18 protein-coding genes are annotated in these 18945 nt (G+C 72.1%); 10 read left to right on the forward strand and 8 right to left on the reverse strand.

What is annotated here, in order from left to right; translation table 11 throughout:
* Positions 1 to 161: 161 nt before the first annotated feature.
* A complete protein-coding gene (locus ACIRDX_RS05200) occupies positions 162 to 815 on the reverse strand; it encodes a carbonic anhydrase (protein ID WP_396624343.1) in 654 nt (217 codons plus the stop codon).
* Positions 816 to 926: 111 nt separating this feature from the next.
* Between ACIRDX_RS05200 and yhbY the strand changes: the two genes are divergently transcribed.
* The 6 genes from yhbY to ACIRDX_RS05230 are packed head-to-tail and all read left to right on the forward strand — an operon-like array spanning position 927 to position 6401.
* Positions 927 to 1244 (forward strand): ribosome assembly RNA-binding protein YhbY, encoded by a 318-nt coding sequence (yhbY, locus tag ACIRDX_RS05205; protein ID WP_396624344.1) that lies wholly within the window; start codon positions 927 to 929, stop codon positions 1242 to 1244.
* 40 nt (positions 1245 to 1284) lie between these two features.
* Entirely contained in the window at positions 1285 to 2178 is an 894-nt protein-coding gene (locus ACIRDX_RS05210) for a DNA-3-methyladenine glycosylase family protein (protein ID WP_396624345.1), read from the forward strand.
* 16 nt (positions 2179 to 2194) lie between these two features.
* Positions 2195 to 3391 carry a glycosyltransferase gene (locus tag ACIRDX_RS05215; RefSeq protein WP_396624346.1) on the forward strand — a complete coding sequence of 399 codons (1197 nt, stop codon included), beginning with the start codon at positions 2195 to 2197 and terminating at the stop codon, positions 3389 to 3391.
* The gene (locus ACIRDX_RS05220; RefSeq protein WP_396624347.1) at positions 3388 to 4299 is read left to right on the forward strand and encodes an FkbM family methyltransferase; all 912 of its coding nucleotides are present in this window, start codon (positions 3388 to 3390) and stop codon (positions 4297 to 4299) included. The genes ACIRDX_RS05215 and ACIRDX_RS05220 overlap by 4 nt, the downstream gene beginning before the upstream one ends.
* Positions 4272 to 5177 carry an FkbM family methyltransferase gene (locus ACIRDX_RS05225; RefSeq protein ID WP_396624348.1) on the forward strand — a complete coding sequence of 302 codons (906 nt, stop codon included), beginning with the start codon at positions 4272 to 4274 and terminating at the stop codon, positions 5175 to 5177. Before ACIRDX_RS05220 ends, ACIRDX_RS05225 begins: the two co-directional genes overlap by 28 nt.
* A 33-nt stretch (positions 5178 to 5210) precedes the next feature.
* The gene (locus ACIRDX_RS05230) at positions 5211 to 6401 is read left to right on the forward strand and encodes a nucleotidyltransferase family protein (RefSeq protein ID WP_396624349.1); all 1191 of its coding nucleotides are present in this window, start codon (positions 5211 to 5213) and stop codon (positions 6399 to 6401) included.
* Here ACIRDX_RS05230 and ACIRDX_RS05235 read toward each other — a convergent pair.
* From ACIRDX_RS05235 to ACIRDX_RS05265, 7 genes are read right to left on the reverse strand one after another with little or no spacing between them, the layout of a single operon-like run.
* On the reverse strand, positions 6364 to 7899 hold the full coding sequence (locus ACIRDX_RS05235) for a B12-binding domain-containing radical SAM protein (protein WP_396624350.1): 1536 nt from the start codon (positions 7897 to 7899) through the stop codon (positions 6364 to 6366). The genes ACIRDX_RS05230 and ACIRDX_RS05235 overlap by 38 nt on opposite strands.
* Positions 7896 to 8588 carry a methyltransferase gene (locus ACIRDX_RS05240; RefSeq protein WP_396624351.1) on the reverse strand — a complete coding sequence of 231 codons (693 nt, stop codon included), beginning with the start codon at positions 8586 to 8588 and terminating at the stop codon, positions 7896 to 7898. Before ACIRDX_RS05240 ends, ACIRDX_RS05235 begins: the two co-directional genes overlap by 4 nt.
* Positions 8585 to 9355 carry a class I SAM-dependent methyltransferase gene (locus ACIRDX_RS05245; RefSeq protein ID WP_396624389.1) on the reverse strand — a complete coding sequence of 257 codons (771 nt, stop codon included), beginning with the start codon at positions 9353 to 9355 and terminating at the stop codon, positions 8585 to 8587. The genes ACIRDX_RS05240 and ACIRDX_RS05245 overlap by 4 nt, the downstream gene beginning before the upstream one ends.
* A 2-nt stretch (positions 9356 to 9357) precedes the next feature.
* A complete protein-coding gene (locus ACIRDX_RS05250; RefSeq protein ID WP_396624352.1) occupies positions 9358 to 10755 on the reverse strand; it encodes a B12-binding domain-containing radical SAM protein in 1398 nt (465 codons plus the stop codon).
* 1 nt (position 10756) lies between these two features.
* Positions 10757 to 12247, reverse strand: coding sequence for a B12-binding domain-containing radical SAM protein (locus ACIRDX_RS05255; RefSeq protein WP_396624353.1), 1491 nt, complete (start codon positions 12245 to 12247; stop codon positions 10757 to 10759).
* Positions 12244 to 13287, reverse strand: a complete 1044-nt coding sequence (locus ACIRDX_RS05260) for a hypothetical protein (protein ID WP_396624354.1) — start codon at positions 13285 to 13287, stop codon at positions 12244 to 12246. Before ACIRDX_RS05260 ends, ACIRDX_RS05255 begins: the two co-directional genes overlap by 4 nt.
* Positions 13284 to 14021, reverse strand: coding sequence for a hypothetical protein (locus ACIRDX_RS05265; RefSeq protein ID WP_396624355.1), 738 nt, complete (start codon positions 14019 to 14021; stop codon positions 13284 to 13286). Before ACIRDX_RS05265 ends, ACIRDX_RS05260 begins: the two co-directional genes overlap by 4 nt.
* 320 nt (positions 14022 to 14341) lie before the next feature.
* Between ACIRDX_RS05265 and ACIRDX_RS05270 the strand changes: the two genes are divergently transcribed.
* The 4 genes from ACIRDX_RS05270 to ACIRDX_RS05285 are packed head-to-tail and all read left to right on the forward strand — an operon-like array spanning position 14342 to position 18905.
* Positions 14342 to 15463 carry an STAS domain-containing protein gene (locus ACIRDX_RS05270; protein ID WP_396624356.1) on the forward strand — a complete coding sequence of 374 codons (1122 nt, stop codon included), beginning with the start codon at positions 14342 to 14344 and terminating at the stop codon, positions 15461 to 15463.
* Positions 15432 to 16328 (forward strand): phospholipase D-like domain-containing protein, encoded by an 897-nt coding sequence (locus tag ACIRDX_RS05275; protein ID WP_396624357.1) that lies wholly within the window; start codon positions 15432 to 15434, stop codon positions 16326 to 16328. Before ACIRDX_RS05270 ends, ACIRDX_RS05275 begins: the two co-directional genes overlap by 32 nt.
* Positions 16325 to 17611, forward strand: coding sequence for an OprO/OprP family phosphate-selective porin (locus ACIRDX_RS05280; protein ID WP_396624358.1), 1287 nt, complete (start codon positions 16325 to 16327; stop codon positions 17609 to 17611). Before ACIRDX_RS05275 ends, ACIRDX_RS05280 begins: the two co-directional genes overlap by 4 nt.
* Positions 17612 to 17618: 7 nt before the next feature.
* Entirely contained in the window at positions 17619 to 18905 is a 1287-nt protein-coding gene (locus ACIRDX_RS05285; RefSeq protein WP_396624359.1) for a CotH kinase family protein, read from the forward strand.
* Positions 18906 to 18945: the final 40 nt, after the last annotated feature.

Below are 18945 nucleotides of genomic sequence, written 5' to 3' on the forward strand. Positions count from 1 at the left end.
GTCTTCACCGGGACCGCACGTGCGGGGTGAAGCACGAGCCCGACCGCGAGGCCCGCAGCGCGTTGTCGTCGCTGACGTGACTTGGGGGAGGGCCGGCCGCATTCGCGGCATCGCGGCATCGCGGCATTCCCCGGCAAGGGCGGCGCGCCTTCCGCGCCGCCTTACCGGGGTGCCAGCTCCTCGGTCAGCGTGTCGATGGCCACGCGCTTGACGCCCAGTGTGCCCTTGGCCACGGCGCTGGCGATGGCCGGGCGCGCGAGGAACTCCTCGACACGGGCGCTGCGCTCGTCCACAGCCGCCGCGAGCGCCGGGAACTTCGCCCGCAGGTCGGGCGTCTTCGCGACCCGCTCGGCCGCGCAGTCGGAATGGGTCGTCAGCACCACGAGCTTCACGCCGTTGGCCACGGCGAGCTCGAGCATCTCTTCCTCGCGCGGGCTCATCACCGAGCCGGCGGTCCGGATGATGTAGTAGTAGTGCCGCGTGTCGCCCATCAGCTCGTTGGTATCGATGCGCGCGTCCATGCACACCACGAGCGCGACGAGCGGATGCCGCGCCGTGCGTGGGAAACGGCGCCGCTGGGCAGACGCCAGATGGTTCTGCTTCTGCAGTTCCTCCCAGACCTGTTCCGGCGTGATGTCGTGCTCGTGCTCGAAGTCGTAGCGCTCGATCCCGTCCTGCAGGCCGTAGCCGGCGTCGACGAGCGCGCCCCCGACCACGAACTGTGCCTCACGCCCCGTGGCCGTGAAGTGCGCACCGACGAACGCCAGGGCACCGAGCACGACCAGCGACAATCCCAGGACCAACGCCTTCCTCACGCGGCACCTCCCACGGTCAGCCGCGGCGATTATGGCGTGCCGATCGACGCGCCAAGAACGCGTGTAGGCGCCGTCCGACATCGCCGTGCCCGCGTGGCGTAGGATGCTGGCATGAGCGACGCGCCCGACCACGCCGCCCCCGTCCACCGCGCCCCTGCCCTCACCGCACGCACGCGCGCCGCCCTGAAGGCGCGTGCCCATGCCCTCGAGCCCGTGGTCCGCATCGGCCACGCCGGGCTCACCGAGGGTGTCGTGGCCGACATCGCCCGTGCCCTCGAGGCGCACGAGTTGATCAAGGTGAAGGTAGGCGAAGGCGAACGCGAGGCGCGCGAGGCCATGAGCACCGCCATCTGCGATCGGACCGGCGCCGCGCTCGTGCAGAAGGTGGGACGCATCCTGGTGCTGTGGCTGCCGCGCCCGGAGGAGTGAGTCCAGGCACCGCGACGCGACCCACGCTCGCTCCCACGACATGACGCCCGACGCCAGCGCCACGTGGCCCCGGCCAGCGGTGTACGACTTCTTCGCCACCACCGCGCTGCTGCGCACGGGTCCCTTCGACCCGACGCTCCGACGCGAGCCCGACGGCCTGTGGAGGACAACGCATACCCCAGACGGCCCTGCCACGGTACGGGTCTGGGTGGGTGACCCCTTGCGCGCGGAGGCGTGGGGCCCGGGCGCATCGCGCGCGCTCGCGGACATCCCGCGCTGGCTCGGCCTCGACGAGCCTGCCTGGAGCCTGCCGCCGCACCCCGTCGTCGATCGCCTGTCGCGGGCCCATCGCGGCCTGCGCCTCACCGACACGCGCGACGTGTTCGAGGCGCTGCTCACCTTCATCCTCCAGCAGCGCATCACGTGGGAGGAGGCGACCGCGCTGTGGCGCCGGCTGTGCGAGCAGCTCGGGGCGCCGGCTCCCGGCCCCATGGCACTGCGACTGTCGCCGACGGCCCGCACGCTGCGCGCGGTCGGTCCCGAACGTCTCGGCGATCTCGGGATCGCGTGGCAGCAGGCGCGCACCATCATGGCCGTGGCTCGCGCGTCCCGCCTGGTGGAGCGGGCTGCCGATCTTCCCACCACCGAGGCCGATGCCGTGCTCCAGTCCGTGCCGGGGGTCGGCCCGTGGACGGCCGCGATGGTGCTCGGCGTACGCCTGGGACGGCCCGAGCCGGTCCCGGTCGGCGACGTCCACCTCCCGAGCACGGTGGCGTTCGCACTCACCGGAGAACCGCGAGCCGACGACGCGCGCATGCTGTCGCTGCTGACCCCGTTCGCCCCGCAGGCCTTCCGCGTGGTCCGGCTCGTGTTCGCGGCTGGTATCCGCGCGCCTCGCCGGGGCCCGAGAGCGCCGATCGCCCAGCGCCGCTGACGCCGTCGGTCGAGCCGTGACTATACTCGCCACCGTGTCGCTCATGACGCCGGCACGCCTCTTCGGACGCGTACGGCACCTGCCGCGTTGGCTCTCCGTGCGTGCTGCGTGGCGCGCAGGGCAACGTCTTGCCCCGCTGTCGCCCGAGCCATGCGACCAGTCGATGCTCGACGAGGCCGAGACGCTGCGCGCGGCCGCCATCGCCGGCGCCAGGGATCGGCACGCCGGCTGTGGGCTGCGCGCGTTCCTCGTGCGTCCGCCGACGATCAGCGGCGCGATCTGGTTCGACACGCTCGGCCACGCGCTGCGGCACATGGGCATCCCTGCGGTGGTCCTCGATGCGGACGCGTCAGACTGGAGCACGCAGTGGCGTGCGCTGTCGCCGACGCTGCTGGTCGCACCGGACCGCGAGGCCATCCATGCCAGGCTCGACGCCGGCGCGCGCGACGACCTCGCCTCGCGCGCGGGCCTCCGCCTGCTGGTCCACATGGCACCAGCGGGATTCCCGTTCGACGCGGGCGGGGATGCCGCGGACGAGGCGCGCCTGCGACGCGCAGTGGCGGGCGACACCGCCGACGCGTTCCTGTCGCTGTACGAGCCCGAGTACTTCGATCGGTACGCCCCGACGCTGGCGGCCGCCGGATTCCGCTACCTCGCGCTGCCGCAGGCCTGCGACCCGTTCGTCGATGGCCCGCAACCGGTGCCGCGCACGCACGCCTGGTTCATGGCGTCCACCTTCACGCCCGATCGCCTCGCCGTGGCCTACGACGTGCTGCGCCCCGTACTGAGGAACGCACCCGGCCTGTGGGTGGGGAGCGGATGGCGGTTCGGCGCACCGCGGGTGCAGCCGGCCGACCTGCCGGCGCTCTTCTCGGCAAGCCGGATCGCGCTGGCGCCGCTCGTACCGTTCCTGCGCGATCGCCCCCTGGAGATCACATACCGCGTCTTCGCCGCCGCCGCCTGCGGCGCGTTCCAGGTGACACACCGCACACCCGTGACGCCACGCTTCTTCGCCGACGACGAACTCGTGCAGGCCGACGACGACGCGACGTTCGCCGAGGCCTGCGCCTGGTACCTGCCTCGCCCGGCGGAGCGGCAGGCGGTGGCGCGTCGTGCACTGCGGCGCGCCTGGCGCGATCACACCACGTTCCGGCGCGTGGACCACCTGGTCGCGTTCGTCGAGTCGCTGCGGGCGACGCCACGCCTGTCATGAGCCTCGCTGCACAGCACGCGCGACTGGTCGTGGTGGATGGCGGCGCACGCGGCGGCTGGCAGTTGCTGCCCGGGGTGCCCGCCGACCTCGAGGTGCATGCGTTCGAGCCGGACCCGGCTGCGTGCGCGGCCATCAGCGGCAGCGGCCGCGGCATGACGCTCACGGCATGGCCGTGGGCGCTGGATGCCCGGCCGGGGCGGCGCCTGCTGCACATCGCGCGGCATCCCAGCATGAGTTCGCTGCTGCTGCCCGACATGGAAGCGTACGCGCGTCACTTCGGCCGGATGGTCGACTACCCGCGGTGGGCCCGTGCCATCGACACCGTCTCGACGTGCGAGGTCGAAACGGTGTCGCTGGACGCGTGGGCCGCGCAGGCGGGCGTCGAACGCCTGCACCTGCTGAAGCTCGACACGCAAGGCACCGAGCTCGACATCCTGCGCGGCGCGCGAGGCCTGCTCGAGGCAGGCCGGGTCGGGGTCGTCTACTGCGAGGTGAGCTTCCTCCCCGTCTACCGCGGCCAGGCGCTGTTCCCGGAGGTCGAGCGCTTCATGCGCGAGGCCGGGTTCAGCCTGGTCGACTGCCACTTCCACCCGCAACCGCGCATGGGACATGCGCTCGGGGCGCGCTACGCCGAGCCCCCGCGCTGGTCGGCGGTCGGCGATGCGGTGTTCGCGTGTCGTCCCGAGCGGTGGGCGCCAGCCGAACGCGAGGCCTCCGTCGTCGCGGGCGCCATGGTGCTCGCGTTCCTCGGGCAGCCACGGACGGCGGCGGCATGGCTGTCGCGTCACGCAGGCTGGTCCGCCGGCGACGTGGCCGCGACGATCGCCGCGTGGAATGCACACGCGCATCGCCATGCCTCGCTGCCGAGGCGTGCCGCGCGATGGCTGCGACGGCGGTGGCCGTCGTGAGCGCCGCCTGGCGCGAGACGCTTCGGGCAGGCGCTCCCTGGCCGTGCGTGCACGGCGGCGTCACGTCGACCAGGCCGCACCTCCCGGCACTTCGGGACCTGCTGGCATGGCACGGATGCCATCCATCGACGGCGGTCGCGGACGGCGTGGCCCGCCTGTTCGCCTCGGCGACCGGGACGGTCCGGTGGCTGTGCACGGCAGACCCGGCGCTGGGCACGAGGCTGGCACTCGACGTCGACGCGTGCGACGAGCTCTACGGGCACATGGCTGGACATTCCCGGTGGCTCGCCGCGCGGGAGGTGGTCGATCGCAGGGACGTCCCGGCCACCACCCTCGACGACTGGACCGCCGGAAACGACCTGCGCGACATCCTGCTGCTGTCGCTCGCGCTCGAAGGCGGTGAGCTCGATGCGCTGCGCGGCGCCGATGGCCTGCTGCGCGAGGGCGGCGTCAGCATCGTGCGCACCGCGGTCGTCCTGCGTCCGCTGTATCGCGACCAGCCGACCTACACCGATGTCGACGGCTGGCTGGTCGCGCGAGGGTATCGGCTCGTGGACTGCCGATGGCCCTGGGACGCCCCGGGGCGCGTGGACCGGCGGCAGGCCGGGGGCCAGCCCGCACGCCGGTCGATCGAGGGCATCGCGACGTACGCGCACGGCACGCTGCTCGAAGGCGACAGCCCGCCGCTGCCCCGCGCGATCGCCGCCGCGGCGATCCTCGCGCAATGCGGATACGGCAGCACCGCCGCGACGATCCTCGACAGGCATCCGATGTGGGACCGTGGCGACACGGACGCATGGTTGAATGCGTATGCGCGTCCCGGGCGGCGCGAACGCTGGGCCGCGTGGTTGCGGAGCCGCTGGCCGGCGCGACGCTGACGGCCCCCGTGGCCCGCGTGCGAGAATGCGCCGATGTTCTTCGACTGGCGCTCGCGAGCCGCGCTGGAGCGGCGCATGGGTCAGCCGGTCTTCCGATCGCTGTCGCGCGCCCTCGGCCGTGCCGCGCTCGAGGGCACACTCGCACCGGTCGTCACGGCAACGGAACGCCTGCGCGCCAGCGACGCCGACGTGTTGTTCGCCGTGCGGTGCCAGGGTGTCGCCGGTCACCTGCGCCCCCTGCTCGGCGAGGCACCGTCCGCGTGGACGTCCGCCACCATCGACGCGCTGCATCTCGAGGCGGAGCGCATCGCCGTGCGCAGCACTCGCCTGCGTGACGACCTCGCCCGCATCGCGCACACCGCCGAGGCCGAGAACCTGCCCTGGTCGCCTCTCAAGGGCACATGGCTGCGCCTCGGCGTGGATCGGCATCCGGAGCGGCGGCCCTCGGCCGATATCGACATCCTCGTCGAACCCGCCGACCAGGCGCGATGGGATGCGCTGCTGACGCGACTGGGCTATGTCGCGATGCACGTCGATCGGCACGTCACGTACCTGCAGCCAGGCGCGGCGGCGGCAGACGTTGCCGGTGATCACCCGGACCACCCGAGGCCCGTGGAGGTGCACACGCGCATCAGCGAGGTCGTGTTCGGCGTGCCGCAGGACGTGACGGCGCCGTACCGAGACGGGCTCGCAGGCACGCGCGTGCACGGCATGGCACTGCAGGCGCCGTCGGTCGACGGGCTCGCGCTCCACCTCGTGCTGCACGGCGCCGCCGCGATGCTCAGCCGCGGGTTGCGCGTGTCGCAATTGCTGGATCTGCGGCACGTGGGCGACGACGAGACGACGCGCGTGGCGCTCCAGTCGACGCTGGCGCAGGAGACCTGGGCGGTGGCGGCGCTCGCCGAGCGTGACCTGCCGGGCCTGGTGCCCCTGGCGATGCGCGACGTGCTCGACGGCGCGGCGCCCTCCGCCGCGCGACGTCGCGCGATCCTGTCACGGCCGGGCGTGCTCGAGGGCGACCCGTTGCGCTGGCGCACCGCGCTCGGCGAGTGGCGACTGGCGGGCACGCCTCACGTGGTGCGGCGGGTACGCGAAGCCGTGGCGGGACGCATGGCGGTCGATCCCCTCGGCCAGGCGAGGCCGGCGGCCGTGGTCGGCACGCACCTGCGCAGCGCCGTCGACAGGCTCACAGGCCGTCGATCTCGGGCCGCTTCAGGGGAATGAGCCGACGCGCCAGGTCGAGCTCGATCGGCCGGCCATACACGCCGCTGGCGTAGCGCCACGACGCCAGCGCCGCCAGCACACTGCGCCCCCAGGCGGGCGTCCGGTGATCCTGCACCGTCGGGAACCGACAGCCGAGCACTTGCGCGAAATCCTGTACCCGCTGCCGCATGCGCGACGACAGCCACGGCGCGTCCTGGTGGCACACGTAGCGGATCCACTGCGGTTGCGTCCACTCCTCGGGCGTGGTCGGGAGCGGCGGGCCGTCGGGTCCGTACGTGGCCAGGCTGGGCAACAGCGCGACGTCGCGATCGGCCCACGCGCGGTCCCGCTGCGGCGTCGGGCTGTAGAAGTAGAGGACCACGTCGCACTGCGGATGGAGCCGCTTGACCTGCCTGATGAACGCGAACGTGCGCTCGATCTCGGCCTCCGGATCCTCGGGCCCGCCGAGCACGAAGGAGAACTCCGGGACGACGCCGGCCTCGCGGCAGCGTGCCGCCACCTCCAGCGTGTGCTCGACACGCGTGCCCTTCTTCATCGACCGCAGCACGGCGTCGCTGCCGGCCTCGGCACCGATGTACGCCATCCGCAGGCCGCTGCGCCGCACGAGGGCCCACGTGGAGGCGGAGAACTTCGCCATGGTGTCGGCACGCGCGTAGCACCACGACGGCAGGCCGGCGCGCTCGAGCACTTCCAGCAGGGGGACCGAGGCGTCCTCGTGATCGAAGAAGTTGTTGTCGTAGAACTGGACGGCATCGGCGTGCCATCCGTCGCGCAGCGTGCGGAGGGCGGCCTCGAGCCGCGCCGGCCCGCCGAGCCGCGTGTGGCCGTTGTACACCGACACGACGCCGCAGAAGCTGCAGCGGTAGCGACACCCGATGGCGGCCTGGTGGACGGCGGTGCGCGCGCCCATGTACGTGGGCCGCAGGTAGTCGGGCAGGCCCTCGAGCCGGTGGTACGGCAGGGGCGGCCTCGCATCTGGATCGACGAACGGGCGGGCGGCGTTGTGCTCCACCCGCTCGCGGTTCTTCCACGTGAGTCCGGCGATGCCGCCGAGGTCGTCGGCCACCGCCGATGACGCGGACGCACCGTCGGCATCGGGAAGCACGGCCAGGAGCTCGAGCAGCGTGTCCTCGCCTGCGCCACGCGCCACGTAGTCGACGTAGGGCGCGTTGATGGCGGCATCGGCGTACAGGCTCGGGAAGTACCCGCCCCACACGATGGGCACGTCCGGGCGCCGCGCGCGGATGGCCAGGCTGGCGGCGATCGCCGGTGCGACCTGCGGTCCGGGCATCACGCTGATGGCCGCGACGGCTCTCGGGGATCGCTGCAGCGCTGCGGCGATGGCCGCGTCGAGGTCGTCGAGCCGGTTCCCGTCGAGGATCTCCCACTCGTATCGCCCCTCGAGCACGGCCGCCAGCGACAGCAGGGAGAGCGGCAGGCGCATGCTGCGGCGCGAGCACATGCGCGGGTTCACCAGCAGGACGCGAGGCGCGCTCACCTGTCGCCCCCGTGGTGCCGGGCGGCGAGCACCGTGACCTGTTCGTAGCCGAGGTCCTCGACGACGAATTGCTCGACGCGCAGTCCGGCATCGCGCAGCGCTGCCTCCGTGCGTGCGCGCCCGCCGTGGCTCGACACGATCACCAGCGCCACGCCACCCGGTGCGAGGACGCCGGGCAGGCCCGCGCCAAAGCGCTCCGGCACGTCGACACTGCGCCACGCGCGGTCGAGCGACGAGCGCGGCGCGCCCTCGAAGAAGGGCGGGTTGAACAGCACCACGTCGAAGTGCTGGCCGGCCACGGGTGCGAAGAGGTCGCCCTCGAGGGCCTGCACGCGGTCCTCCAGGCGGTGCTGCAGGGCGTTGATGCGTGCGCAGCGCACGGCGTCGGGGTTGAGGTCGACCGCCACCACCTCGTACCCGAGTTGCGCCGCCGCGATGGCGCCGATGCCGGTTCCCGTGCCCATGTCGAGCAGGCGGCCGCGCACGGCCCCGCACGCCCCGGCATGAGTCCGGAGCGCGCGCACGAGCACGTCACTGCTGCCGAACACCGCCGCGTTGAACACCGTGGGCAGGACGATGAGCGGGATGCCCTCCACCTCCTCGCAGACGAGGCGGCCGACACGCCGGCGCAGGAAATGCCGGCGCAGGGGCAGGGTCGCCCGCACGGTGAGCCGTCGCCACGCGTTCACCCGACCCTCCGCTCGAGTTCGACCACGACGTGATCGGCCAGCGACGGGAGCGGCCAGACGGTCTCGAGCCGGCGTTCGAGGTGCGTGAGCCGCCGGGACAGCCGCGGGTGCGCCCTGACCCACGACTCCGCGAACGGAGGTGGCATCACGGCGCCCAGCGCCCAGGTGCGCGTCACGCGAAAGCCGGGATCGAAGGCTGCGCGCACGTCGCGCGCCGAGAAGTAGTGGATGGTGAGCCCGCGCCACGGCACGCCGCCGCGCCGACGGCGCCGGGCGCGCGCCAGGTCGCCGCGGGCGGCAAACCACGCCCACTCCCACGGCACGAGCGGTCCCATCACGCACAGCAGCGCACGACCGCCGGGACGCACGACGCCCGCGAGCCGGCGGGCGGCGCCGGGCAGGTCGCCGATGCAGTTCAGGCCGCCGAAGTTCGACAGCAGGCCATCGAACGTGCCGAGGCCGGGGCCCACGGCCTCGATGGACAGGGCGGCCACGTCCACGAGGGACTCCACGCCAGCCGCAGCCACCTTCCTGCGCGCCTGCGCCACCATGGCCTCGGAGGCATCGGTGGCGACGACACGAACACCGCGATGCCCGAGGTGCACGGCGTCCTCGCCGGTGCCGCAGTTGATCTCGAGCACCCGCGCGCCCGGAGGAAACAGCGCGTCGCACCGCCGCCAGGTCGCGTCACGCATCCAGCGCCCGACCTGCGTGTCGGTGAACGCCTGGTCGTAGTCGCCCGCCAGTCCCTCGAACGCGTCCACCATCGTCACGGGACGACCGCGTCGCCGGCGTGCGCCGCGAGCAGGGCGCGACGGGCCTCGTCGGCCTCGGCGGCGAGCACGTCTGCTCGTGCCGGGTCGCTCTCACGGAGGTGATGGGCCTCCACGTCCCTTCGGAGCCAGCGGTCGGCGTGCGCGTAGTACGCCCGATCCCGCCGGCCGGCGATCACGTGGTCGCGATCGGTCGCGTCCTCCCAGGGCACCGGCAGCGACAGCCGGTCGGCGACCTTGCGGTGATAGCCGGTGCCCGCGATGGGATAGGCGAGCGTGGTGAAGAAGACGTGCGGATGGGCGCGCTTGACGAGGTCCACGGTCTGGGCGATGTCGTCGGGCGTCTCGCCCTCGTAGCCCCACATCAGGAACATCCCCACCTCGATGCCGTGACGGCGGGCCGCCTGTGCGGCCCACTGCACCTGCTCGCGGGTGACGCCGCGCTGCATCGCATTGAGGATGCGCTGGCTGCCGCTCTCGGCGCCGATCCAGATGCGGTAGCAGCCGAGCCTGGCCAGCGCCTCGATCACGTCCTCCTTGAGCATCCGGTCGGCGCGCGAGATCGTCTCGAAGGGCAGCACGAGGTCGCGCCGCGTGATCTCCTCGGCGTAGGCCTTCAGCCACCGGTGATCGATCGTGAAGACGTCGTCGGCGTACCAGAGCTGGTCCGGGGCGTAGACCTCCCGGATGTGCGCGACCTCGTCGGCGCAGGCCTCGACGCGCCGCCGGCGATGCGTGTGCCCGTACACCGCATGGCTGCACCAGTTGCAGCGATAGGCGCAGCCGCGGGCCGTGATCAGGTTGACGCTGCCGCGTCCGTGGTGCGTGCGCCAGATGTCGACGTACGCGGGCATGTCGATCGCCGCGCGATCGGGCCAGGGCAGCGTGTCGAGGTCCTCGACCTGCGCGCGGGCCGGCGTCACCACCATCTCGCCCGCCTCGTCGAGGAAGGCGATGCCTGCGATGTCGTGCAGGCGGTGGCGGCCATGGATCGGCAGCGCCTCGAGGAGCGCGGCCATGGTGACCTCGCCCTCGCCCAGCACGACGACATGCGCCCCGCGCGCGAGGTACTCCCGCGGGTAGTTGGCCGACTCCGGTCCGCCGAGCACCACGGTCCAGCCGTGCGCCGCGGCGACCGCGCTGATGTCGAGCACCGATCGGCGCGTGATGAGGTTGGTGTAGAGGCCGAGCACCGGCGCGCGGCGCGCCTCGAGCCGCGACGAGAGCGCGGCGCGGGTGTCCAGCGTGCTGTCGAAGATCTCGACGCCGAAGCCGGCACGCTTCAGGTACGCCGAGAGGTACAGCAGCCCGAGCGGCGGGTAGGGCCGCATGATCTGCTGTTCCTTGGGATCCTCGCCGAGGAAGTAGCCGTGCGAGAGCAGGACGTCAGGCACGTCAGTTGGCGTCCATCGCCAGCACCGGGCGCGGCAGCGACTCGCGCACGCCGAGTTGCAGGGGATCGGCCTGTCGATGCTGCGCCTCGGTCTGTTCGAGCAGCGCCCATGCCTCGCTGACGGCGGCGGCCTCGACACTCATGTCGCGCCCAGCGGCCTCGGCGCGGCGGACGTCGAGGTCGCGGTGCAGGAGCGTGTGCAGCCTGCGGTAGAACTCGCTCGTGTAGGTGCCCTGGAACATCATCGCGAGATCGTCGCTGTCGACCCACTGGGTCTTGGCCCCGAGTTCCTCGCGCACCCGGTCGTACAGGCCCGTGCCCGGGAGGGGGTAGGTGACGCTCACGCCGATGTCGTCGGGAAGCAGCCGGCGCACCATCTCCACCGTCTCCATGATCTGTGACCACTCCTCACCGGGATACCCGAACTGGATGAAGAAGGCCGTGCGAATGCCCGCCGCGCCGAGCCGCTGCCGGGCGTCCGCAATCTCCTCGACCGTCGTGCCCTTGTCCATCGCGTCGAGCACCTGCTGACTGCCGCTCTCGGCGCCGAGCCACGCCTCGGCGCAGCCGGCGCGGGCGAGTCCCTCGACGGCTTCCGGCGTCATCAGGTCGGCACGGGTCTGGATCGTGAAGGGCACGCGCGCGTCACGCGCGGCCACCTCCCTGGCAAACTCCGTGACCCAGGCCGGCCGGAGCCCGAAGATGTCGTCGGCGAACCAGACGTGGTCCGGGCTGCAGTGGAACTTGAGCGACGCCAGGTCGCTCGCCACGCGAGCCGGCGAGTGCATGGCGTAGCGCTGGCCCCAGATCGGCTTCGCACACCAGTTGCAGTGGAAGGGACAGCCGCGCGTCGTGACCAGGTTCAGGCTGAAGTACCCGTGCGCCTCGGTCCACACGCGCCGGTAGGCCTCGACGTCGACGAGGTCCCATGCCGCCTCCGGGAACGAGTCGAGATCCCGCTCGGGGGGCCGGCCGGCCGAGAAGCGCAGCCCCCGCGGCGCCGAGGGGTCCGCGACCACCACGCCGGGAACGGCATCAGGCTGCCCCGGGGCCCGCCCCAGCAGGATCGCAGCCAGCTCCGCAGTGCTGCGGTCGGGTTCACGCACCAGTGCGAACTGCACGTCGCGTGAGACGTACCGCTCCGGATGGTCGGTGACGTGCGGGCCGGCCGCCGCCACCGTCGCGCCAGACGCCCGCGCCATCCCCGCCATCGTCAACGCGGCATCGACCATGCGGTCGAGGCACATCTTCGACAGGAAGTTGAAGTTGTCCTCGTAGAGCACGACGAGGCGCGGTCGATGCGTCCGCAGGCAGTCGGCAAAGGCCTGCTCGTCGGGTTGCAGCGTCGCATCGAAGAGACCGACCTCGAGGCCGTCCTTCCGGAGCAGGCTCGCAGCATAGAGGGCCGCCAGCGGCGGGTACGGACGCGACTTGCGGCGCTGCTTGGGATCGAGCGCCATGAAGTTGGCAGTGGCGAGCAGGACGTCTGTCACGGGATCGTGGTGGTCAGGGTGGTGGACATGGGCAATCGCATGGATGCCGGGGACTCCGACGGCGCGGCGGCGAGGCGCGCCAGCAGCCTCGCGGTGAGGCGGGGATCGGGCCCACGTCGGCACAGGTACGCCGGCCGCGTCCGCAGCCAGTCGACGACGCCAGGACGCGACTCCGGGTACTGATCGAATCCCTCGGTGCGGTCGGCAGCGACCCTGTCGGCCAGGACGTCGCTGCCTAGTGCCTCGAGGACCGGTTCGTCGCCGCCGGTCTCGATGAGCACGGCGCTCACCGGCGCGGTCGTGGTGAGCAGTGGCGGGCCCGCGGCCGGGATGCGGAGACGTGGCTTGCCGTTGCCGCGAACCACGACCGGATGCCCGGCCAGCTCGGGGAACATGTCCACCGCGGCAGGCCGGAGCCAGTGGCAGGGCAGTCCACCCCACAGGCGCGCCACGCTCCCCGCCGCATCCACGAAGACGGTGTCCTCGGTGAGCACGCGCAGGCCAGCGTGGCCGCAGGCGTAGGCCAGGGTGGACTTGCCCCCGCCGCTCTCGGCCAGCAGCAGGAGCGCGCGTGCGTCACCGACGACGGCCGCGGCGTGCAGCGGCACGCGCCGATGGCGACTGGCGAGCATCCAGGCCAGGCCCGTGACGTGGGAGCGAAACCACTCGCCATCCTCGAGCGCGTGCGCCGGCACGAAGGCCACGGCGTGGGCGAGCTCGGGCAGCACCGACACCATCACCGTGCCGGCGGCCGCCATGAAGACGGCGCCATGCCGACGATAGGTGAGCGGGCCGAGCGCCTCGGCGGTGCGGGGATGCACCACGATGTCGAAGGTCGCGACGGGGCCGTCGCCCACCAGCCCGGACGGGAGTGTCCGCCACACGCCGAAGTCGACCTCGGCATGGCGCAGCGCCTGCTCGGCATTGCTCCGGATGCGGAGGGGCATGCCCAGCACGGGCGCGTGCAGCCCGAAGTCGAGCGTCGCCGAGCGCCCGAAGGCGTCCCCGGGCGGCAGGAACGCCGCCGATGCCAGGGTCATGGGTGCGACACCGGCGTGACGGGCCATGGCGACGCCGGCGCCGGACCTGTCCTGAGGCAGGCGGCGACGCAGGCGGGAAGGTCGACGCGCCGATGGAGCAGCCATGCAGCCGCCACGGCAGGCAGGATCCAGGCGATCACCCAGACCGCCGTCGGGGGCACGAAGTGCACCGTGACATCGGCAGCGAACTCGCTCCAGGTGGCAGTGGCGGCCACCGACGTGTGGATCGCGTGGTGGGCGCGACGCGGCAGCCGTCCGAGGCGACCGGTGCGCGCGAGGCCCCCCAGGCCCGCGAGGACGCTCCCCCACACGAAGGCGACACCGAGCCCGAGGCCGTACGGCGTGATCGGCAGCTCCCGCTGCACCAGCATCGCGAGCGTTGCCAGCATCAGCGAGACCCCGAGCGCGATCGCGAGGTCGTGCTGGACCAGGCGCGCCAGTGCCCCGGCCAGGTAGGGGCGCTCATCCCGGCCTGCCACCGGCAGCCAGGCCTGGTGCGACGCGTACCACGCGGCGTACCCGATGACGAACAGGAAGAACGTGTAGCGAATCGACGCCATCAGCGCCGTCGTGACGAACAATCCCGCCACCGCCTGGACGAACCACCAACCCGCCCGCCGGTGAGCGGCACTGCCGCGGCGCGTGCGGACGGCGGCGACCGAGGCCGCCAACGCCGCCACCCCGAAGCCGGTGTGCACGTAGATGAGGAACCAGAAGAATGGCGTGCGGGTCATGGGCTCGATGAAGCCGCGTGGCCGCGCCTGGGTGTGGGCATGGATGCAGCCACGGCCAGCATCACCAGCTCCCCCCTGCTGGCCGCGAATTGATGAGGCTACGTTGTATCGGTTCAGACGACTGGAGTCAACATGACCCGCGCACCCGTACGATGCCGACACGGCGGCCGGGAGAGCGATCGCCATGGCGGCGCCGCCCATCGACCGTCAGTCCTGCTGGACGCGCAGCGGCGGTGACGCGAGTATGGCGCGGCGGCCAGTGAACCGCCGACTGGCCCGGCCTGTCCAGATGTGTTACCGTTCGCGCACTCATCACGGTCATGGCTACCAGTCCGTCACACGCGCCAGGTTCACGACTGGTACTGTCGCCCCAGGAAGCCCTCGTGGCGGGCGGTCCCGCCGAGGAACTCGAGCGTCGGATCCAGGCACTGTTCCGTGAGGGCTACCGGCACGTGGTCGTCGACCTCCGCGCCGTGCCGACGGCCGACAGCGCCGGCGTCCGCGCGCTGGTGCGCGGACACACCTCGGCACAGCGGCTCCACCGTCGGTTCACCCTGATCAGCCCCAACCCGCGCGTGCAGGAGGTGCTGAGCCTCTCGCTCCTCGATGGCGTGCTGGAGGTCAAGGACTCGGTGGCCGACGCGCAGGCCAGGGACGTGCGCTGGGATCGCGTGCTGACCATCGCGGGCGTGCTGGTCGTGGGGGTGGGCCTGGTCGGCACCGGGCTGGTGTGGCCGACGCTGGGGCTGCCGACGGCCGCGGCGCCGACGGCCCCGGGCGGCGCCCCGTTCGTCGCCTCGCCTGCCGGCGGGTTCGATCACCCGGTCTTCGAGCTCGCCAAGCTGGTGGCCTCGGCCCTCATCGGCATGCTGGTCACCGTCGTCCACCGGCAGACCCGCAGCGATCGCACGCCCAATCCGTCCATGGATCAGGCGCAGGTGCTGCTGTGCGTGTCGGGGGCGCTGATGATGGTGATCATCGGCAACAACCTGGCGCGGGCCTTCGGCATCGCCGGCGCCGCGAGCGTGATCCGCTTCCGCACGCCGGTCGAGGACGCCAGGGACATCACGATCCTGTTCATCCTGATGGGACTGGGCATGGCCGCCGGCCTCGGCGCGTTCGCCGTCGCCGGCCTGGGCACGCTGTTCCTGTGCGGCCTGCTGCCCGCGCTGAACCTGTTCAGCGGCGACCGGCCGCGCAGCATGCTCGTCGAGATCGTGGCCGACGGCCGCGAGTTGCCGATGTCGCACATCCACCAGGTGTTCGCCATCAACGGCATCGTGTTCGAGCCGCGCGAGGTGTCGCAGGGCGACGAGGCGACCGCGCGGTACCTGGCGACCCTGGGCCCTGGCGACTCCATCGAGGACCTCAGCGCGCAGCTCATGGCAGAGGGCAAGGCGAGCATCAAGCATGTCTCCTGGTCCCCGCCCAAGCGCGGCTGAACCGTCCGTCGCCGAGTCGGTGGCGCTGGCGCCCGTGGCGCGTCGGGAGGCCCTCCTTCGTGCCATCGACGAGGCCCGTCGTCACCTGGTGCTGTCGCTCTTCCGGTGCGACGACCAGGGCGTGCTCGACGCGCTGGCCGCCGCCGTCCGACGAGGCGTGGCCGTGGAGGCGCTGCTCACGCGCCGCGCCAGGCGGGGCCGCAAGTCGCTCGGGCGGCTGCACGCCGCCCTCACCGGGATGGGCGCCACGGTGGCCTGGTTTGCCGACCCGGTCGTGAAGTACCACGCGAAGTACCTGGTCGCCGACGAGACGACCGCGCTGGTGATGACGCTGAACCCGACGCGCAAGTGCTTCGGGCGCACGTGGGATGCCGTGATCACCACTGGCGACACCCGCGTGGCCCGGAGCCTGCTCCGGCTGTTCGACGCCGACGCGTCGGGCCGCCCGCCGGTGTTCGGTCCGGACTTCAGCCCGCGGCTCCTCGTCGGGCCCGAGCGGAGCCGCGACGAGGTCCACCGGCTCATCCTGGACGCGCGGCGGTCGATTGGCATCCTTGACCACAAGCTGGCCGACCCCGGCGTCGTGACCCTGCTGCGGGAGCGCCGCAACGCGGGGGTCGCCGTGACCGTCGTCGGCAAGGATCTGCCCTCGCCGCTGGCCGCGCATGGCAAGCTGATGGTGGTCGACGAGACGCGGGCGCTCGTCGGGAGCCTGGCCCTCTCGACGCTGAGCCTCGACTTCCGCCGCGAGGTGTCGCTGATGGTGGACGATCCCGCCCTGGTGCAGCCGCTTGCCGCGGCCTGGCGCGCACTATCCGACCACGCCGGCGCGCGGGCGCGCCGCCTTCCCGGAGACCCGTCGTGACGCCCACGCCCGCCCTCGCCTTCACGCTCGCCGGCCTGCTGCTCGCAGGCGCGCCCGCTGCGCTCGCGCAGTCGTCGCAGGCGCCGGTGGCACGCGGGTTCGGCTGGAAGGACGACCGTCCCGCGATCATCTTCGGCGACGACATCTACGTCGGGCTGCGCACACGAGTCGTGATGGACTGGCGCGGGTTCGATCCCGAGCTGGACGAGGACCGCTTCAAGCTCGACGTGGCCCGCATCGGCATGAAGGGCAAGCTGACGCGGCACCTCGACTTCGAGCTGGAGCGGGAGATCGACGAGGACGGTGAGTGGCAGGACTGGAAGGACGTGTACCTGAACTGGGGCACGTTCGACGCGGTCGCCGTCCGCGGCGGACGGTTCAAGATTCCCTTCGGGCTCGAGCAGAACTTCGGCCGTACCGAGATCGACTTCGTGTACCGGTCGCGGGCCTCGACGCAACTCACCCCGGCGCGTGACAAGGGCGTTGCCGTGCACGGGCGGTTCTTCGGACGGGGCCTGACCTACGAGGCCGGCGTGTTCGACACCGACGGCGACCTCGGCAAGCTCTCGGAGCCGCAGTTCATCGAGGGGGCCGAGGACGACCTGGGCCCCACGTACGGGGGCCGCGTGACGGCGGCCGTCCTGCGGCCGCTGGTGGGCAAGGACGCCGCCCTGCGCTCGCTCCGCGTCGGCGCCGCGTACACGACCGGCAACCTGCCGGAAGGCCTGAACAGCCTGCGCGGCGAGACGCCGTACGGATTCGACTACTTCGCGCCCGTCTATGTGAAGGGGCGCCGGCAGCGGCTCGGGGTCGAGCTGGACTGGACGCCGGGTCCGTTCGGGCTGCGGGCCGAGTGGATGCAGACGCGTGAGGACCGCCTGAAGCAGGGCCTCGGCGACGTGGATCTCTCGGACTTCCTGGGCACGGGCTGGTACGCGTACGGGACGTGGCTGGTCACCGGGCAGGACAAGGACGATTCCATCAGCATGAAGCGATCCGTGCTGCGCGGCGGGCCCGGCGCCATCGAACTGGCGCTCCGCTACGAGGAACTGGGCTTCGGCAGTGCCAGCAAGGAGGGCACCCCGGTGCGCAACCCCCGGGGAGACCACCTGCTCGGCAACACGGACCGCATCTGGACGGCGGGCGTGAACTGGTACGTCATGCCGCACGTGAAGGTGGTGGCCAATGCCATTCACGAGGACTTCACGGATGAGCAGCGCACGCCGGCGGCTGGCGAGACCGCATTCTGGTCGGGCGTCCTGCGGCTCCAGGTCGTATTCTGAGGACACCATGGCGAACGGGCATCCCACGCGCGTCGCGTCCATCGGTCGGTGGCTCCTGGCCCTCTGCGCGCTGGCCGCGCTGCTCACGGGGACCTCGCAGGCGCAGACCGCCGACGATTTCTTCAACCCGGCAGTGATGCACCGCATCGACCTGCTGATGAACTCCCAGGACTGGGCCAAGCTCAAGGAGAACTTCCAGGAGAACACGTACTACCCGGCCGACATGCGCTGGAACGGGCTCACCGTCCGCAACCTCGGCATCCGCTCGCGGGGCCTCGGCTCGCGAAGCGCCACCAAGCCCGGCCTGCGGGTCGACTTCGACCGCTACGCCTCGGACCAGACCTTCCTGGGCCTGAAGTCCTACGTGCTCGACAACCTCACGCAGGACCCGTCAGGCGTGAAGGAGTCGGTGGCGATGCGGTTCTTTGCCCGCATGGGGGTGCCGGCGCCGCGCGAGTCGTTCGCCCGGCTGTACGTGAACAACCAGCTCGTGGGCCTCTATGGCGTCGTGGAGGCCGTGGACAAGGACCTGCTCGCGCGCGTGTTCGGCGAGGTGGACGGCAACGTCCAGAACGACGGCTACCTGTTCGAGTACAACTACCTCATCGGCGCGCCGTGGCGCTTCGAGTACCTGGGCAGCGACCTCGCGCCCTACGCCGAGCGCTTCGACGCCAAGACGAAGGAGAGCAAGAGCGACGCGGAGAAGTGGGGGCCGATCGAGGAGCTCGTGCGGCTGACCAACGAGACCCCGGAAACAGGCCTGACGGCGGCGCTCGACTCGCGCCTCGACATCCCCGCGTTCGTGCGCTACCTGGCGGCCCAGAACTTCGTGGCCGAACCCGACGGGTTCACCGGCTACGACGGCATGAACAACTTCTACTTCTACCGCGTCGAGGACGGCACGCGGCACGTGTGCATCGCGTGGGACGAAGACAACGCCTTCGAGGCGCCAGACTTCTCGCTCACCACGCGCCACGACGAGAACGTGCTGGTGCGCAAGCTCCTGGCCTCCGCGGCCTGGCGCTCGCAGTACTACGCCACCCTCTCGGAGGCGGCAGCCTCGGCCGCGCAGGTGGACGAGGGCCAGACCGAGGCGTGGCTCCTGGCCGAGATGCGGCGCCAGCTCGACCTGATCGCCGCCGCCATGCGCGAGGACCCCTCCAAGCCGTACAGCAACGAGGACCACGCGGCGGCCCGCGAGAAAATGCTGGCGTTCCCGGCGGCCCGCATCACCTACGTGACGTGCGAAACCGCCCGCGCGACGGGTGCAGCGCTGCCGGAGGGGTGTCAGTAGGGGCCGGGTACCGGGTACCGGGTACGGGGTACGGCCTGTC

The organism is Luteitalea sp., assembly GCF_044337415.1.
In the GTDB taxonomy this organism is placed as follows: domain Bacteria; phylum Acidobacteriota; class Vicinamibacteria; order Vicinamibacterales; family Vicinamibacteraceae; genus Luteitalea.

Bases quoted from the DNA above. Each gene is read 5' to 3' on its own strand.
- yhbY (WP_396624344.1), top strand. From the start codon at position 927: ATGAGCGACGCGCCCGACCACGCCGCCCCCGTCCACCGCGCCCCTGCC.
- ACIRDX_RS05210 (WP_396624345.1), top strand. From the start codon at position 1,285: ATGACGCCCGACGCCAGCGCCACGTGGCCCCGGCCAGCGGTGTACGAC.
- ACIRDX_RS05220 (WP_396624347.1), top strand. From the start codon at position 3,388: ATGAGCCTCGCTGCACAGCACGCGCGACTGGTCGTGGTGGATGGCGGC.
- ACIRDX_RS05225 (WP_396624348.1), top strand. From the start codon at position 4,272: ATGGCTGCGACGGCGGTGGCCGTCGTGAGCGCCGCCTGGCGCGAGACG.
- ACIRDX_RS05230 (WP_396624349.1), top strand. From the start codon at position 5,211: ATGTTCTTCGACTGGCGCTCGCGAGCCGCGCTGGAGCGGCGCATGGGT.
- ACIRDX_RS05245 (WP_396624389.1), bottom strand. From the start codon at position 9,355: ATGGTGGACGCGTTCGAGGGACTGGCGGGCGACTACGACCAGGCGTTC.
- ACIRDX_RS05260 (WP_396624354.1), bottom strand. From the start codon at position 13,287: ATGACCCTGGCATCGGCGGCGTTCCTGCCGCCCGGGGACGCCTTCGGG.
- ACIRDX_RS05265 (WP_396624355.1), bottom strand. From the start codon at position 14,021: ATGACCCGCACGCCATTCTTCTGGTTCCTCATCTACGTGCACACCGGC.
- ACIRDX_RS05270 (WP_396624356.1), top strand. From the start codon at position 14,342: ATGGCTACCAGTCCGTCACACGCGCCAGGTTCACGACTGGTACTGTCG.
- ACIRDX_RS05275 (WP_396624357.1), top strand. From the start codon at position 15,432: ATGTCTCCTGGTCCCCGCCCAAGCGCGGCTGAACCGTCCGTCGCCGAG.
- ACIRDX_RS05285 (WP_396624359.1), top strand. From the start codon at position 17,619: ATGGCGAACGGGCATCCCACGCGCGTCGCGTCCATCGGTCGGTGGCTC.